This is a genomic window from Pseudarthrobacter sp. RHLT3-21, assembly GCF_059383495.1.
This window is the reverse complement of record NZ_JBWZCI010000034.1, coordinates 12,503-29,407: the sequence shown is the minus strand read 5'-3', so window position 1 is coordinate 29,407 and position 16,905 is coordinate 12,503. Positions and strand designations below refer to the sequence as shown.

Below are 16,905 nucleotides of genomic sequence, written 5' to 3'. Positions count from 1 at the left end.
TGCAGGCGGAGCAGCGGGTACCAGCCTTCCAGGATCTGGTACTCATCTTCGATCAACAGCGCAATCTTGGATCCATGCAAACTCATGGGGTCGCTACCTTTCTCATTGTGTGAATTCAAAACGGGGGTTAAGGCCCCGCCCATCCGGGGCGGCTTCTGCGTCCCGACCATGCAGACCCGGGGTCCGGACAGTTTCGGAACGGCCGGTGAATGCCGGAAAACTGTTCCGGTCCTCTCCCTGCCCTTCGCGTCCAATCATCCGGTCATCAGGTGGTCTGAACTCTGCCGTATTTGCATATCGATGTCAAGGGTTTGAAATGGTCTGCGGCCGGATGGCTGCGCTCGTTAAATCCCGCGGCAGACCACGTGCTCCCATGCACGACGGGCGTTCCCAGGGAGCCATAGCCCCGGGACGCAGCTTGCAAGCGGCCCGTCCGATCCGCGTGGGACAGGGGCGCGGGAAGTTCTCCTTGTAGAAAATGCGTGGCTTATCCGAGTGTTCGGGCTGCCGACCGGATCAGCATGGCAACGGAGGTTGCGCCGGGATCGATGAACCCTCGGGACTTCTCGCGGGCGTAACTTGATTTCCCTTTACGGGCGACCATGTCGGCGGTCGCATCACGACCGGCCGCAGCCGCTGCCGCGGCGGATTGCAGGGCCTCCGACGGGGACTTCTTCGCCGTCAACTGCGCCCGCAGCGCCTGGACGGAGGGTGCCAGCGCGTCATACATGGTCTTGTCCCCCTGTTTGACGTTGCCGCGCTCAACGACGCCCTGCGCGGCCGCCTCGAAGGCGTCTGACAGCAGCCCGGCGTTGATCGACGGCGCGTCGCCCACGGTACGGGCCATCCGCAGGAAGATCGTTCCGTAGAGGGCTCCGCTGGATCCGCCGACCGAGGACACGATGTGCAGGCCGACCTGCTTGAGGAACTCCCCGGGAAGCGCCGTGCTGTCCCAACCCGGCACGGACTGCAGCAGTGCCGACATCCCGCGCTCCATATTCGAACCGTGATCTGCGTCGCCGCTGGCGGCATCCAGATCGCTGAGGACGACGTGCTGCTCGATGATCTGGTGTGCAAAGTCCAGGATCCAGCGCTCCAGGTCCGGTCTGGTCAGGCTCATATCCGTGGTGTTCATCCTCATCGTCCCCATCTCAGTGCGACTGTCTGGACCGGAGCATCCCAAAGCCTGGTCAGCTCCGGGTCAAGTTCCAGGAAGGTTACGGCGGCTCCGGCCTGATCGAGGGAAGTCACGAAATTTCCCACCAGCTGACGTGTGACGCGGGCGCCGCGGGCTTCTGCCGCCGCGGCAAGTTCACCGGCCAGAAGATACATTTCCTGGTGCGGCGTGGCTCCCATCCCGTTGACAAGCATGAGCAGCTCGGCGCCTTCCGCCGGCGCGATGTCGGATAAGACCTCGTTGACCATCAACCGTGCAATTTCCTGTGCGCTTGTCATCGGGACCCGTTCGCGCCCGGGTTCACCGCTGATGCCGATGCCCAGATCCATGTCGGTATCGGCAAGTTCGTAGACTGGTTTTCCGCGTGCAGGCGGAGTGCACGAGGACAATCCGACCGCGAACGTCCCGGATCGGGAGACCACCTTCTGGGCAAGGGCCAGCACTTCGGCCAGCTCCGAGCCTTCCTCGGCGGCGGCCCCGGCGATCTTTTCGACAAGAACCGTGGCCCCGAGGCCCCTCCGGCCGGCGGTCTCCCCGTCGTCGGGGATCGATACGTCATCATTGACGACAACCTGGGCCACTTGGATATCTTCGAAAAAGAGGATCTCCTGGGCCATCCCAAAATTCATGACCTCGCCCGTAAAATTCTTGATAATGTGCAGAACGCCCTTTCCTGAGTCGGCGCGGCGGGTGGCGGCCACGATCTGATTCGGGACCGGAGATGTGAAGATCTGCCCCGGTGCGGCGGCATCAAGCATTCCGTAGCCGACGAAACCGGTATGCGTCGGTTCGCAGCCCGACCCCCCGCCGCCCACAAGGCCCACCTTGGGACGCGAGGGAAGTTCCCGGCGCTGAAGCACGCGGTTGCCGGCGTCCCAGTCCAGGATCCCCCGGTGCGCGCCGACCAGCCCTGCCACGTAGTCATCGACCGCGGCAGACGGTTCATTCATGAATTTTTTCATCGGTTTTCCACTACCTCCGGCACTAGGACCGCGCGTTATGTCACGGTCGCCCCGATCATATTTATTGGTTCGATGATCGGGTGGTCTGACCAAAAGTTTTCCCCAGGAACCCGTTCCCGTCAATCCCCCGCCTCCGGCTTCCCAAAAAAATCGGCGCAACTACTCCATCCGGATGACCCTGAAACACGAAACCGCCCCTGCACCGAGCAGCGCACGTTAGGCGCCATCCCGGCCGCCGTGACAGAAATCACGGAAAGGTATTGACAGAGATCTTGGTCCTCTCGTAGTGTTCAGACCACCGGATCACCTGCCATCCAGTTCTCTGTGCAGGGCAGGTGGCCCGTGAGGCTTGAAGTCCGCGGCCGCGCGGAAAACCGATGGGCGCCGGCGATGCTGCCGGCACCCGCAACAAGGAGAAGAAATGTCGTCACTGGACTACACCTACGAAAACATTGATAAAGTCATCGACCGTTCGCACTACCTTGCTCCGACCATCGATCCAAAGAAGACGATGCTGCTCGTCCTCGACATGCAGAAGGCCTGCGCAGAGCCCGGTGGGGCAATGTACATTCCCAGCGTCGGCGGTGCCCCGGAGGGCAAGGACGTCATCGAGCCGGTGAAGAACGTGCTCGAAGCCTGCCGCGCAAAGGGGATCCCGGTCGTTTGGTCGCTGTGGGGCCTGCGCGCGGATGGCAAGGACGCTGGCTATGCCGACGTCAAGTGGGGCCTTGAAGGTCAGCTTGAAAGCTTCCCCGGGTCCTGGGGCAACGGCGGCGACGAGCTCGTGGATGAGCTCAAGCCGCTCGACGATGAGCCCGTGATCCGCAAGCACCGTTTCTCCTCGTTCTACGGCACCCCGCTGAGCGAGTACATGCGCCGCGCGGGGGCCGACACCCTCGTCGTCGCAGGACTCTCCTCGGGCAACTGCCAGATTGCCACGGCCATCGACGGCGCCAACCAGGACTACAAGATTATTGTCCTGGCCGACACCACCGCCGCCATTCCCTCGGGCCAGGACGACCCGCCGGGCTACGGTCAGCACTGGGAAGCGCTGCGCAACATCCAGGCCAACCACGGCGACGTGCGCACGAGCAAGGAATTCCTCGAACTCATCGACGCCGCCTGAACTGTCTGCGGTGCGCGGACCTCGTCCCGCCGACCTCCGGCGGGACGAGGTCCTCGACAGCACCTGCTGCCCCAGACTGACAGCAGCCTTCCACTGGACCGGTGGCAGCCAACCATTACAAGTTATCAGACCACCGGGTTACCGGGGTACCAGCTGTGAAGCCGTTTCGACAATGAGGTCACCTGGAATGAACAACAACGAAAACTCTCAAAGCGTCCCTGCCGGACCTGCCGATCCGCCCATCGTGTCCGTGCGGGGAACCGGCAAGGTCTACCCCGGAGTCGTGGCCCTGGCCGAGGTCGACATCGATCTGCGTCCCGGCGAAATCCACGGGCTCCTCGGCGAGAACGGGGCCGGAAAATCGACCCTGATCAACATCCTTTCCGGAACCGTCTCCCCCACGGCCGGAACTATCCGGGTCTCCGGCTCCGAGGTCACCATCGCCACTCCCCGCGATGCCCAGGACCTCGGCATCTCAACCGTCCACCAGGAACAATCCCTAGCCCCGAATCTCACCGCGGTGGAAAACATCTTCCTCGGCCGTGAGATTATCACCGGCAGGAACCGTCTCGCCGGCGTCCTCGACGAAAAGGAAATGCGCACCCGGGTCCTTGAACTCACGCACGAGTTCGGCCTCACCGACCACGACATCAAAGTCCCTGTCGAGGCCCTCGGTGCCCTGAAACAGCACGTCGTCCAGATCATCAAAGCCCTGGCCTTCCGGACACAGGTCCTGATCCTCGATGAACCCACCTCCGGGCTGGCGGACCACGAACGCCTCACACTGTTCAGCTATATGCGCCAATTGCGCCAAAAGGGCATCTCGCTTCTGTGGGTCACCCATCGGCTCGACGAGCTCTTCGGTCTGGCGGACACCATAACCGTGCTCCGCGACGGGCGGCTTGTCGCAACCGTGGACCCTGCCGAGCAGACCGCGGACTCGCTCGTCCGTCTCATGGTCGGGCGCTCCAACCTTGCCGCGCGGGAAGACATCGTCGAGGAAGGGCGAGCCCACGGCTTCACCGGAGCCCGGGATGAAGTCCTGCGGCTGGAATCGGTCACCCGACACCCCCTTCTTCATGAGATCAGTCTGTCCGTCCGCCGGGGGGAGGTCCTCGGGCTGGCGGGCATCGCCGGAGCGGGGCGCACGGAAACCGCCATGATCGTCCTGGGCGCCGACCACCCGGACTCCGGAAGCATCCTCCTGCATTCCAAACCGGCCGTCATCCGCTCCCCGCGCGACGCTCGACAGAAAGGCATCGCCTACGTGCCCGAAGAGCGCAAAACCCACGCCATTCTCGGGGACTTCTCGGTCAAGAGGAACATCACGATCTCGGATCTGAAAAGGACAGCCGCGGGAGGACTGTTCCTCCGCGGCGGCCAAGAGACAGCGACCGCCAAAAAATATGTCAAAGACCTGGGGGTGAAAACGAGCTCCGTGCAGGAAAAAATCCGCAACCTCAGCGGCGGGAACCAGCAGAAGGTCATCATCGCCCGGTGCCTCTTCACCGAGCCCGACCTGATTATTTTCGATGAGCCGACCCAGGGTATCGACGTCGGTGCCAAAGCCGAGGTCTACCGGCTGATCTACGAATTCGTGGACCAGGGCGGAGCCGCGATCGTGATCAGCTCCGAGCTGCCCGAACTGATCCGCGTATCAGACCGCATCGCCGTCATGCGCGAAGGAACCATCGTCGGCGAGCTTGAGAGCACAGGCCGGGATGAAGCAGCCTCCGAAACCAGCGAACTCGGCGAACGGATCATTTCTCTGGCCACCCGAGGAGCAGTCGCAGCATGAACATTTTCCAGCGTTTTTCTCGAGTACTCGCCATTGACGGCGTCGCCGTTTCGATCGTCTTCCTGATCATGTGTGTCTACTTTGCCATCGCATCACCCTATTTCCTCAGCCCGGACAACATCTACAACACCTTCGTCGAATCCGTTTCAGCGGTGCTGCTGGCGGCCGGCCTGACCTTCGTCCTGATCAGCGGCGGAATCGACCTGTCCATCGGGTCCAACATCGGTCTGAGCGCGGCCGCCGCGCTCTTCGCCATCATGAACGGAACCCCCACCGTCTTCGCGGTCCTCGCCGGGATCGCCACCGGGCTGATCTTCGGTCTCGTGAACGGGGCCTTCGTTGCCCGGTTGGGGGTGAGTGACTTCATCGTCACCCTGGCCACCCTGAGCATAGGGGCAGGCGTGCTCCAGGTCTTTACCGCCCGCACTCAGCTCACCGGCACCACGGACAGCTCCTTCCTCGCCCTCGCAGGCGGGAAGATCGCCGGTGTCCCGACAGGCGTGCTCATCACGGCCGTGATTCTGATCATCCTGGAGGTCGCGCTTGTCAAGACACCTTTCGGACGTACGGTCTACGCCGTCGGCATCAACCCGAACGCAGCATACCTGGCCGCGGTCAGCGTGCGCAGGACCAAGTTCGCGGTCTTCGTCATCTCCGGAATTGTCGCTGGCGTCGGTGGCGTGCTCCTGGCATCCAAACTCAATTCCGTCCAACCCGGGCTCGGGGGCGGTTATGAACTCACGGCGATTGCCGGGTGTGTGGTCGGCGGTGTCGCCCTGGCGGGCGGCCGTGGAAGCATCTGGCGGGCCGCGCTCGGAGCCTTCTTCCTTTCCATCCTCAGCCGTGGCCTGCAGCTGATCGGTGTCGACCCGCTGTGGTTCTCGATCGTGACCGGTGCGGCCATCGTTGCCGCGGTGGCTTTCGACCGCGGCGCCCAAAAATGGCTGCAGTCCATGCTCCGACCGGTATCCCCCTTAACGGTCGCAACCCAGAATCCTCAGTGAGGCCCGACATGTCTTCTTCCCTGAACACACCTGCCCTCGGTTACCGGATCGAAAGGCTCCTCGCCAAACCGGGCTCCGGCCTGGTCTTGCTGCTTGTCCTGTTCATCATCGCGATGACCTTCGTGTCGCCTGCCTTCCTCAGTTTCGGAAACTGGGAGAACATCGCCAACCAGGCTGTTTTTGTGCTCCTTCTCGCGCTGGGCATGACGATCGTGCTCATCGCGCGCGGAATCGACCTGTCCGTTGGTTCCGTCATGGGCCTCTCGGCCGGCGTGTGCGCTTTCCTGATCAATCAGGGACTGATTTTCCCGCTCGCATTGTTCGCAGGCATCGCCTGCGGACTCTTCTGCGGCCTGTTGAACTCACTGATGATCACAAAACTGGGGCTGCCCGACTTTGTTGCGACTCTCGCCATGCTCGGTGTTGCCCGAGGCGTGCTCTTCCTCTGGACTAAGGGAACACCCTTCACCCGCTACATGACGCCCGAATACAGGCTCGTCGGAGGCCAGGTCAAGCTCGGAGGGATCATCAGCATTCCGATCATCGTTGCCATCATCTTGTGCATCCTCGTATCACTGATGCTGCGCAAATCGGTTATCGGGCGCCATCTGTACGCTGTCGGCGGCAGCCCGGACGCAGCCCGGCTCTCCGGTATTTCAGTCCCCGCCGTGAAGACGTTCGCCTACGTGGTCAGCGGCGGCTGTGCCGGCCTGGCCGGCGTCATCCTCGCAGGGCGCGCCACCAACGTCGCCCCCACCCTGGGAACCGGCTACGAAATCCTGGCTATCACCGCCGCCATCATCGGCGGCGCAGCCCTGACCGGGGGACGCGGCCGGATGGTCGGCGCCATACTCGGAGCCCTGACCATCACACTGATCGCCAACGCCATGAACATCGCCGGCATCACCTCCGAATGGCAGCAGGTAGTCACCGGAATCATCCTGTTGCTCGCCGTGCTTCTTGACCGTCTCACGGCGTATTTCAAGCAGCGCCAGACCAGCGCAGAAATCGAACACTACCCGCAACAAAAACCTGCCCCCGCGACCGTGGCCAAGCAGGCCCTGAGCTGATCCACCATTCCCGGCACCGGACCCGTCTGACCCACCAATGCCGACCCTGCCAAAACACCGCATCCCCGCCCCACAGCCTGAATTTCAAAGGAGAAATACAATGGAAACAACCCCTCCCCGGAACGAGAACCTGACGTCAGGATCCACGCGCCGCCACCTCCTCGGGGCAGGTGCGCTGATGGGAACGCTCGGTCTGCTCACCGCCTGCACAACTCCTCCCGGTGGATCGACGGCCGGTGGCGGAGGCGGAGGCGGCGGCCAGGAAGGCAATGCGGATTTCACCGCCGCTGTCAAGAAGCTCGTCAACGGGCGCACCGTCCAGGTCGGCTTCACCCCCCCGGTGCTTTCCGAGTACTACACCCAGATGGAAAACGCCGCCTTCACCCGGATGGCACAACTGGAGGAACTGTACGGAGTGAACTGGAAGTGGGAGAAGTCCTCACCCACGGGCAACTTCAGCGCCGTTGAACAACAGATCAGCACCGTCCAGACCTGGACCAGCCGGAAGTTCGACATCGTTTTCATCTGCACGGGCGCGAACTTCGCGACCATGCAGGGTGTCTACAAGACCGCAATGGATGCGGGCACCAAGATCTTCCAGTTCAACCAGCCCGTCGAACTGTATCCGGTCGATCAGATCAACACCGTCTCTAACATCGGCTACGACAACCGCTGGCAATCCGGCTACGTGGCCGGAAAGTTCATCGCGGACACCCTCAAGGGCAAGGGCAAGATCGTCCAGATCATGGGCCCCGCCGGTTCCGACTGGACCAAAGCGCGACTGATCGGCTTCAACCAGGCCATGGCCGAAAACCCTGGCATAGAGGTAGTCGGCAGCGCCGACGGTGGATACCTGCGCGACAAAGGACTCTCCGCAGCCCAGGACCTTCTCACGCGTCACCCCGACATCAACGCCATTTACGGTGAGAACGAGGACATGGCACTCGGCGCTTCACAGGCAGTCGACGCCGCAGGACTGAAACAATGGGACGGCTCACAGGGCATCGTCATCGTCGGAGCCGACGGGTTGCTGTCAGGTATGGATGCAATCCGAAACGGCAAGCTGACAGCTTCGGTGGACGTGAACTCCGTCGACAATGGAACCAAGATGATTGACACCGCGTTCCAGTCCGTCGTCCTGGGAAATTACGTCCCGAAGATTTCGAACATCACAACCCACCTCGTGACCAAGGACAACGTGGACACGTACTCCGCCTACATCAGCGGCATCATGTCACCCCCGAAGAAATACTGAACCGGGCACTCCACCGTGCCCGCCGCCTTCGGTCTGCAGCCGACTCCGGCGAGTGCGAAGGGTGGGCGGCGGCAGAACCTTCCTACGCCGCCCACCGGCCCGAATCCCCAGCGAGTGGTTCATAAGCCTGCTGATGGTTAGTGATCAGGCCACCGGACCAGTATGATGAAATATGCCGGAGAGCCATTTCCGGGCGGCGAAGGAGAGACCATGGCTGAATATGCAAGCAAGATCGAGCGCGTCGAGCGGCTGCGGGTATCGGACTCCGTCGCCGCCCAACTGACGCAGCTCATCACCAAGGGCGTCTACGCGGTAGGGGAGAAACTTCCTGCCGAACGCGTCCTTGCGGAGGAGTTCGGGGTGAGCCGCAGTTCGATGCGTGAAGCCATCCGAGGCATAGAGGCAAGTGGCCTGCTCAACAGCAGCCATGGCGTCGGGGTCTTCGTGGTCAGCAATGCCGTTTCCACCGCAGGCCGGTCCGACCTGCTCGTGTTCGAGGACTTTACCGTGCCCGAGCTGTTCGAGGTACGGCGGATGATGGAACGGGACGCGGCCGGTTGGGCGGCAAAGAGAATTACCCCCGCGTTGACCTCGGAGCTGGAGAGCATCATGGAACAGTGCGCAGATCCGGACCTCTCGGACGAGGACTTCGTGCGGCTGGATATCAAGCTCCATCAAACAATTGCGAAGGCTTCGAGAAACGAATTGCTGGCCACCCTCTATGGCGGCCTGGAACCGACGCTTCTGAAATACTCCCTCCGCGTGATAGCACTGCCCGGGCGGCGTGAACACTCCCACGCAGGACACGGCAGAATTGTCGACGCGATCGTCACCGGGCGGGTACGCGAAGCGCGCGAGGCCGCCGTAGCCCACATTCGCGACGTCGAACGGGACATCGCCAAGAACCTGGCCCAACCGGTAGCCAGCCAGGGATAAGAGCGGGCTCCGGCGGCGCACCGTATAACGCGGTCGCGGCAGGATCAGCTCAATCTTCCCGGATTTCTGCCCCCGGAGCCCGACTAACGAAGGAAAAACGGACAAAGACATGGTCGCATCTCCCCCCCAACAGCCGACGCCTCCGCTGGCCGGTCAGGTGATAGCGGTGCTGCGCACCACTCACGCCAGTGAATACCCGCCCGTGATTGAAAAGCTGCTCTCCGGGGGCGTCCGGTTCATCGAACTCACACTCACCACCCGGGACGTGTTCGATCTTCTTCCAGACATCAGGAGCACATTCGAAGACGCCGCGGAGATAGGCATCGGCACCGTCACCACCACAGGACAGGCCGAACGCTCCCTTGACGTCGGAGCACAGTTCCTTGTGACACCTTCAATGAACCTCGACATCGTGCACGCCGCCGTGTCCCGCGGAATCCCCATCATCCCCGGCGGACTGACCCCTACCGAACTGCACGCAGGCTGGAGTGCAGGCGCGACGGCCGTCAAGGTCTTCCCCGCTTCCACCGTGGGGCCGGACTACATCGGCCAACTCCACGGCCCTTTCCCGCAGATGCAACTCATACCCAGCGGCGGCGTCAGCATCGAGGACGCCCCCCGATGGATCCAGGCCGGCGCCCTGGCCGTCAGCCTTGGCGGCCCGCTGATAGGGGACGCATTCGCCGGCGGCAGTCTTGCCCAACTCACAGACCGGGCACGGCGCGTCACCGAACTGGTGGCAGCGGCAGCCGAGGAACGCAAAGGCACTGACCGGTGACCATCCCGAATCGGGCGGCCGATAGCGCTGCCGTCACCCCATGCCACATCACAGACGTCGTCACCATGGGCGAAACCATGGCGCTGATGAAGGCCGAAACACCCGGACCCCTGGCCCACGTAGCCTCACTGAGCCTGGGCATGGGGGGAGCCGAGAGCAACTTTGCCATAGCCCTACGCAGGCTCGGCACCTCGGTAACATGGGCAGGCAGAGTCGGAGCCGACAGCCTGGGAGACATGGTGCTGCGCGAACTCGCGGCCGAAGCGATCAACACCATCGCGATCCGTGACGACACAGCTCCCACCGGACTCATGATCAAAGAACGCAGAACCGCTGACGCGGTGAAGGTCTGGTACTACCGCAGGGGCAGCGCCGGATCCCGGCTATGCCGCGACGACGTCCCGGCGGAACAGATCACCCAAGCCAAACTGCTCCACATAACGGGCATCACACCAGCCCTGTCTGCTAGCGCAGCGGACGCGGTCAGCTACGCCCTCGACTGTGCAAAGGAGGCCGGCACTCTGGTCTCCTTCGATCTGAACTACCGGGCAGCGCTGTGGTCCCCCGAAGAAGCAGGAGAACAATACCGCCGGATCGTACCCCGGGCCGACGTCGTCTTCGCGGGGGACACGGAAGCGGCCATGGCGGTCGGTGCAGGAGGAGACCCGTGGGATCTTGCCCGGCGAATGACCGAGCTGGGCGCCCCCCAAGCCGTCATCAAACTCGGCGCCGACGGATGCGTCGCCGTTGTGGACGGCACACCCCACGCGCAGGGTGCCATCCCCATCCGGGCGGTGGACACCGTCGGAGCCGGAGACGCCTTCGTAGCCGGCTATATCGCCGAAATGCTCAACGGCAAGGACGTTCCCCAACGCCTGCTGACAGCCGCACGGACAGGCGCGTTCGCTTGCCTGGTTCCCGGAGACTGGGAAGGCATGCCCCGGCGTAGCGAACTGGACCTGCTGGACGCAACAGAACCCGTCTCCCGATAAAAGACCGCACGTCCGTCACCGTGTACGTGAAAGGGCCTGAAGTCCAGTGCCTGACATGACCGAGCGCCTGGAAAGGAGAAAAATCAGCAATCCACCAGCCACACCGGCGACCCGCGTCCTGGCAGAAACGCTGGCCCCCTGGAAGCTAGCCTTCGACAACCACCGGCCCGAAGACATGGCCGGACTCTTTTCACCCGATGCGCTCTTCCAGGGGTTCACCCCCGCTCTGCTCACGGGGCGCGAAGAAATCTTCGGGTACTACGATGCGCTGGCCCCCGGCATCACGACCAGCTTTCAAGTAGTCCAGACACGTGAGCTGGCCCAGAACATTATCATCGGATTCGCCGCCGTCAGCTTCGCCTACCCGGACGGAAGAACGGTACCCGTGCAACTATCCCTCGTTCTCCGCCGAGAGGAGAACACATGGCTCATCGCCCAGTACCATGTCTCTTCAATCTCCCGGGGTGAGCCGTCCAGCAAAGCAGCGATGTCGGCCATGATGAATCCCTTCGGGGCGGATGGTGACTGAACACGTTAGAGCAACGGCGGCGGTGTCAGCTGGGCATACTGGATGCGCCGTAGAGACGACAACCTCGGCACTGATCCGGTTGATGTACTGGACGAGACAGAAATCCACCGCACTGACCCGGACCTGGACTACGTTCTCGCCATGTAGGGGCTGGATTGTCGCTGAAGCACGCATGAGGATTGCGAAGACCGGCCTTCGTGTCCGCTGGCCCGGCCCCGCCAGAAGGCTCCGCTGGGCTGGTTTCGGCGAGTTCGCCGGTTCCCGTATCCGAAGTCGTTTGGCCGGATAGACCATGCTGCGCGCGGACCCGTCCTGCCATGCGAGATGACATAACCTTCCGTTATCGGCGTTCGAAAAAGGGCGGGGGGTGGCCGAAAAAAGGGTCTTTGTCGGTTCTCATTCCAGATGTCAGTTTTCGCATTCAACGTGTCAGTTAGCGGATTCCGGTGACGCTCAGTTAAGTTGTCAGCGTGGCTGAATGTGAGGCTTTGAGGTCCCTGCGAGTTTCACGGCGATGCTGGGGCTGTGCGCGCAGATGCTTGCCCGTGCAGAGTGGCGGCCGGCGGACAGGACGATTTCCTGGCTGATCTGCGTTCCGGCGGGAAACGATCAGCCTGACCACATTGCGCTCGTACAGCAATGCCGTGGCGATGTTCTGTGCCTACCTGACTCATCCGGGGTATGGGTGGGGTGAGTTCTGCGAACGTACTTTCGGCGATATTCCGAGCCAGATCTGCTTCGAGTGGAACACGCCCAGGCAGGCGGCTGATGACGCGGTACCGGTGCAGCGACGGGCGTTCACCAAGGCGGAACTGCAACAGATTTTCGACTATATCGACGATCTTGTCGCCCGTGAATATGCTGCCGGCAGCAAGCGGCGGCTGCCCCTGTTCCGTGACTCGGTTGCCTTCAAGGTCTGCTATGCTTACGGGCTTCGCCGGCGTGAGATGACCATGCTGGATCTGGAGGATTTCGGCCCCAATCCCCACGTCAGCGATTACGGACGGTTCGGCGCCGTCTAGGTCCGTTGGGCCAAAGGAACCGCAGGTTCGGGACCAAGGCGGCGCACCGTTCTGACCGTCCCCGAGTTCGACCTGTTGGAGCGCTTCCTCGCGGAGCTTGCCCGGGACACTCGCGCGGTGAACTCCCGTGGCCGCGACGTCAGCTCCCTCAGCGCCTTCTTCGCTGCGATCCGCCGGCACGGCTGGGCCCAGGACCTGCCGGCATCGGCGGCCTTCTATCCTGAAGACTTCCCGAGACCCGCCAAAACGTCTGCCGCGCGGGGCGCTGGCCGATCACGTCAGGACGCAACTGGACCAGCCCGAAAACCTCAAGAGGTGGACCAGTCCCCACACCCGGCTCCTCACACTGGTCCTGTTGCGGTGCGGCCTGCGCGTCGGGGACGCCTGCAATCTGGCCTTGGACTGCGTGGTCCGTGACGGCGACACGGCCCCCTACCTGAGGTATCTGAACCGAAAGATGAAACGCGAAGCCCTGGTCCCCCTCGACGAGGAAGTCCATGCCGCCATCAAGACCAAAGCCGCCCTGTCCGGGCTCGCCATCGTTCCGCATCGCCGTGGCACAAGCCAGAGACTTGCTAAGCCAGGACCGGATGAAGCACTCAAACGAGTCATTCACGCCGACGGAATCGAACCACGCGACAGGGCCGCTGCGATCCTCATCCTCGTCTTCGGCCAACAGGACGAAAACATCGTACGACTCACATGGAACGACGTGACCATAACCGAGGAACTGGTCACCATCCAGCTTGGGACAATCCAGATCGCACTGCCGGAGCCATTGGCCCAGCCATGGCGCGGACTCGCCGCAAACCCACGCCACAGACTGACGGCCTCGCACCCCAACACCAACTGGGTATTTCGCGGAACATCCCCCGGACGACACATTCACGCCGGCCACCCAGCACAACGCCTCAGCAGGCTATTCAGCACACGGGCCGCACGACTCGGAACCCTCCACGAGCTCACTAAACTCGCGCCCGTGGCAATCATCGCAGAGACCCTCGGCTCCTCCCCCACTACCATCGAACGTCGCGCAGTGGATTCGGCCGCGGCGTACGCACAATACAGCGCAGCGGCCAAAACCTCACGGCAACAGACTCCGCTCCTGGTCACCTGAAGATGGCGACCAGGCTACTCCCGGCCCATGAATACCCGCGCATGCCAGTTGAAAATGGGTGAGGGAGCACCTCGGTGTCCGCGACGCGAAGTGGAGTTCCGGCGTGCCCGCCGTCGATACCCCCTCCTGGTCTCCCGGGACATCCGCTCTAACTGGCTGAGTCAGCCGGTTTTGATGGCCGCTTCGGATACTGTCTCCGGTTCCCAAAATTCCAAACCGTCCAACCAGGTCACCAGCAGGTTACAGGTGCTCTGAAAATGATCAAACATAAGCTTCCGAGCACCAGAGGAATCACCTATTTCGATCTGATCAATCACGGGAGTGTGGCCGAAGCGGTTGATCTCGGCCCAGCCTGGGACGGAGTGAAAAGTTGAATCGAACTGCAGAGGTATTAGTTGTCGTGCCGCCTCGGCAAACCAAAGTAATTTGGGGGCGTCTGCCATGGCATGGATGGCAGTGTGGAGTTCGGAGTTCAGGTCCAGCGCATGCTGGCTGTGATGGTCTTCGAGTTCGTGCAACTCGGCGTCGAGCTTTCGCAGAGTCACAATGCTCTCCGGATTTGCTCGCGACGCCGCCCGCGCCGCGAGCTCGCCTTCAGCGGTGGCCCACATGAAGTAAGTATCAACTACGTTGTCCCTGCGCATCGGAATCACGCGGAAACCTCGGTTGGGCTGATGCACTACCCAGCCGTCCCGGGCGAGCTGCATCAGAGCCTCCCGCACAGGGGTGATGCTCACTTCCAGTTTTTCAGCCAAGGGGGCAAGGCGGAGGGCCTCGCCGTGCTTAACCTCACCGGCTAAAATTTGTTCGCGGATTAGGGACGCCACGGCCTGGCCCATTAACTCCTGCTTTAGGCCCTTTTGCATAAAAAATAATTTATCACAGATGTTGCCGCCTTAAATGAACATGGCCGATGCGATGCTGCCAAGAGCGAACTTTAGATACTCGGGAGCCCTAGCCCAGGACCTACCCTAGGGCTCTCGCGGCCCATGCCCAGGCACCTGGAACTTCTTGCGTCTAATGCCCCCGTGCCGCCTCCAGCTCCTCGATTTTTCCGAGGGTTCCTTGTGCCACCACCCCTCCCACGCTGAGGAGGTGAGCTCCCCCGACGGAAAACTGTGTTTGTCCTCGACGGGATCTGGCAACGCAGGCCCCTGTCCGACGCCTCTTTCAACCGGGGTCATGAGATCTCCTTGAAGGTACATATTGAGCGGGGGGACCAGCCTTATTTCGCGTTGCCTTTGGCGTTCAGGGTTCTTCAGAAGGTGTGATGCATGGATACATCGGCCGGCTTGGCTAGAGAGGTCTTCGATGTTGACTCTGTGGGAGGGGCATCCAAAGTTCATAACCGGCCTCCTTTTCAACCATGGTCCTTGCCTCGACTCCGTCAGCTGCTATCCATGCGGTGTCTCCGGATGCGTTGGTCATTTCAACGACGCCGGTTCTGATAAGTTTGCCCCCTTTCCAGATGCCCACCCTTGCGCCGGTCAGCCTGGGCCATTCAGACCCGTGCAGGTCGTTCAAGCCTCTCACCTTCATTGGGTGTCTGGGAGGCCGGCTTCCGTGCAAAGCCTTTCGGATCGAATTCAGCATCCATCACCTGGGCGGGTGTGAGCGGAAGCCGTTGTTCAAGAATCTTTCGGGCCGCCATATGCTCGGAGGGGCTGTTTACCGACTCCACTCCGGTGAGGTGGCCGTCCCTGAAGCAGTAGACCGAAAACTTGCCAGTCATCGGCTCGCCGCGCACGATCGATTCGTCATCGCTGTGGATGATCCCCGCTATCTGAAGTTTCACATTTCCTTGCTGGGACCAAAACCACGGGAGGCTGTCGTAGGGCGTGGGTTTGCCCGTGAGGGTCTTGGCCAGGCTTCTGGCTTGGTCAGTGGCATTCTGGACCGATTCCAACCTGATCCGTGTCCCGGTGTGCGCGCTGGGGTAGCTGCTGCAGTCGCCAAGGGCGAAGATGCGCGGGTCGCTCGTCCGCAGGCACGCATCTACGACGATTCCGTTATCTATCTCCAGGCAAGCCTGTTCTGCGAGCTGGCTGTTGGGAAGTACCCCGACTCCGACTACGACGAGGTCAGCGGGGTATGCGGTGCCGCTGGTGCTGACGGCACCGCTGATCTTTCCGTCGGTGCCGGTCAGGGAAGCGATGCCCTCGCCTAGTTTCAGTTTGATGCCGTTATCGGTGTGTATATCTGTGAAATAGCCCGACATGAACTGCGAAAGGACGCGGCCCATGGGACGGGGCCCAAACTCGAGAACCGTGACGTCGAGCCCTCGTTTCCGGGCCGCCGCTGCGAACTCCAGGCCTATGAAACCCGCCCCGACGACGACAACGTGCTGGGCGCTGCCGAGCTCGGCCTGAAGTGCCTTGGCATCATCGAGAGTTCTGAGGTAGCGAATTCCGTCCAACTCGGAGCCCGGGACGGTGATTTCCCGGTTGCGGGCTCCGGTGGCGAAAACAAGGTTTGTGTAGGAGAGGCGTGCGCCGTTGCTGTCCACGATGGTTTGCCCCGCGGGGTCGACTGATGTGACCTGAACACCCTGATGGAAGTTTACTGCGCGTTCGCTGAAGAACGAACGGGCTCTGAGGGGCAGTGGGATTGCGCTGTCGTCCTCAGACATGAAGTCCTTTGACAGCGGCGGTCGTTGGTAGGGCAGATGAGGCTCATCGGCGAACAAGTCGATGGCCCCCTCGTAACCCTCCGTCCTGAGTGAATCGGCCAACTGAATACCGGCCTGTCCGCCTCCGATGATGACGATGCGGCTCATGGTTCCACCTGGGTTACGGGAAGATCGACGGCGATTTCCTCAAGAGAGGGGCCGACTTTTATTTGGCAGCCGAGGCGTGAACGTTCTTCATTGCGGGGAGACGAGGTGACATCCAGCATTTCGTCCTCGTCCTCATTCATGGCCGGCAGCCCTCCGATGTACTCCTCGCGCACATAGATGTGGCAGGTTGCGCACATGGCTTGGCCACCGCATTCGCCTATGATTCCGGCCACACCGTTGGTGATGGCGGCCCGCATGACGGACGTGCCCGGGACAGCGTCGATGACATCTGTTGCGCCGCCAGGGTGGTGGTAAAAGATTTTTGGCATTGTCGGGTTCCTAACCGTTAGTGCGTGAAGTGGG

At 62.0% G+C, this 16,905-nt stretch carries 16 protein-coding genes; 11 read left to right on the top strand and 5 right to left on the bottom strand.

The window, feature by feature from the left end; all coding sequences use genetic code 11:
* Positions 1-487: 487 nt before the first annotated feature.
* Both dhaL and AC50YA_RS21620 read right to left on the bottom strand, forming a co-directional pair.
* A complete protein-coding gene (dhaL, locus tag AC50YA_RS21625) occupies positions 488-1,135 on the bottom strand; it encodes a dihydroxyacetone kinase subunit DhaL (RefSeq protein WP_494984236.1) in 648 nt (215 codons plus the stop codon).
* Between the two features lie 2 nt (positions 1,136-1,137).
* Positions 1,138-2,139, bottom strand: a complete 1,002-nt coding sequence (locus AC50YA_RS21620) for a dihydroxyacetone kinase subunit DhaK (protein WP_494984235.1) — start codon at positions 2,137-2,139, stop codon at positions 1,138-1,140.
* A gap of 421 nt (positions 2,140-2,560) precedes the next feature.
* Here AC50YA_RS21620 and AC50YA_RS21615 point away from each other — a divergent pair, with 421 nt between their 5' ends.
* The 11 genes from AC50YA_RS21615 (at position 2,561) to AC50YA_RS21565 (ending at position 13,766) form a co-directional block, all read left to right on the top strand.
* Positions 2,561-3,265, top strand: coding sequence for a cysteine hydrolase family protein (locus AC50YA_RS21615; RefSeq protein ID WP_252564246.1), 705 nt, complete (start codon positions 2,561-2,563; stop codon positions 3,263-3,265).
* 187 nt (positions 3,266-3,452) lie between these two features.
* A complete protein-coding gene (locus tag AC50YA_RS21610) occupies positions 3,453-5,063 on the top strand; it encodes a sugar ABC transporter ATP-binding protein (RefSeq protein WP_494984234.1) in 1,611 nt (536 codons plus the stop codon).
* Positions 5,060-6,067, top strand: coding sequence for an ABC transporter permease (locus tag AC50YA_RS21605; protein ID WP_494984233.1), 1,008 nt, complete (start codon positions 5,060-5,062; stop codon positions 6,065-6,067). The genes AC50YA_RS21610 and AC50YA_RS21605 overlap by 4 nt, the downstream gene beginning before the upstream one ends.
* A gap of 8 nt (positions 6,068-6,075) precedes the next feature.
* Positions 6,076-7,137, top strand: coding sequence for an ABC transporter permease (locus AC50YA_RS21600; RefSeq protein ID WP_494984232.1), 1,062 nt, complete (start codon positions 6,076-6,078; stop codon positions 7,135-7,137).
* Between the two features lie 100 nt (positions 7,138-7,237).
* The gene (locus AC50YA_RS21595) at positions 7,238-8,392 is read left to right on the top strand and encodes a sugar ABC transporter substrate-binding protein (RefSeq protein WP_494984231.1); all 1,155 of its coding nucleotides are present in this window, start codon (positions 7,238-7,240) and stop codon (positions 8,390-8,392) included.
* A gap of 210 nt (positions 8,393-8,602) precedes the next feature.
* Positions 8,603-9,328 carry a FadR/GntR family transcriptional regulator gene (locus tag AC50YA_RS21590; protein WP_494984230.1) on the top strand — a complete coding sequence of 242 codons (726 nt, stop codon included), beginning with the start codon at positions 8,603-8,605 and terminating at the stop codon, positions 9,326-9,328.
* A gap of 109 nt (positions 9,329-9,437) precedes the next feature.
* The gene (locus AC50YA_RS21585) at positions 9,438-10,106 is read left to right on the top strand and encodes a bifunctional 4-hydroxy-2-oxoglutarate aldolase/2-dehydro-3-deoxy-phosphogluconate aldolase (protein ID WP_494984229.1); all 669 of its coding nucleotides are present in this window, start codon (positions 9,438-9,440) and stop codon (positions 10,104-10,106) included.
* Complete coding sequence (locus tag AC50YA_RS21580; RefSeq protein WP_494984228.1) at positions 10,103-11,098, top strand: sugar kinase; 996 nt, start codon at positions 10,103-10,105, stop codon at positions 11,096-11,098. Before AC50YA_RS21585 ends, AC50YA_RS21580 begins: the two co-directional genes overlap by 4 nt.
* Positions 11,099-11,153: 55 nt before the next feature.
* On the top strand, positions 11,154-11,627 hold the full coding sequence (locus AC50YA_RS21575) for a YybH family protein (RefSeq protein ID WP_494984227.1): 474 nt from the start codon (positions 11,154-11,156) through the stop codon (positions 11,625-11,627).
* Between the two features lie 623 nt (positions 11,628-12,250).
* Positions 12,251-12,649: a hypothetical protein gene (locus AC50YA_RS21570; RefSeq protein ID WP_494984226.1), complete on the top strand. Its 399-nt coding sequence runs from the start codon at positions 12,251-12,253 to the stop codon at positions 12,647-12,649.
* 457 nt (positions 12,650-13,106) lie between these two features.
* Positions 13,107-13,766: a site-specific integrase gene (locus tag AC50YA_RS21565; RefSeq protein ID WP_494984225.1), complete on the top strand. Its 660-nt coding sequence runs from the start codon at positions 13,107-13,109 to the stop codon at positions 13,764-13,766.
* A 161-nt stretch (positions 13,767-13,927) separates the two neighbouring features.
* On the opposite strand, the gene AC50YA_RS21560 is transcribed toward AC50YA_RS21565, so the two are convergent.
* The 3 genes from AC50YA_RS21560 to AC50YA_RS21550 all read right to left on the bottom strand — a co-directional run bounded on the left by AC50YA_RS21560 (position 13,928) and on the right by AC50YA_RS21550 (position 16,871).
* A complete protein-coding gene (locus AC50YA_RS21560; RefSeq protein ID WP_494984224.1) occupies positions 13,928-14,632 on the bottom strand; it encodes a GntR family transcriptional regulator in 705 nt (234 codons plus the stop codon).
* Between the two features lie 635 nt (positions 14,633-15,267).
* Positions 15,268-16,542: an NAD(P)/FAD-dependent oxidoreductase gene (locus tag AC50YA_RS21555; protein WP_494984223.1), complete on the bottom strand. Its 1,275-nt coding sequence runs from the start codon at positions 16,540-16,542 to the stop codon at positions 15,268-15,270.
* The gene (locus AC50YA_RS21550) at positions 16,539-16,871 is read right to left on the bottom strand and encodes a 2Fe-2S iron-sulfur cluster-binding protein (RefSeq protein WP_494984222.1); all 333 of its coding nucleotides are present in this window, start codon (positions 16,869-16,871) and stop codon (positions 16,539-16,541) included. The genes AC50YA_RS21555 and AC50YA_RS21550 overlap by 4 nt, the downstream gene beginning before the upstream one ends.
* Positions 16,872-16,905: the final 34 nt, after the last annotated feature.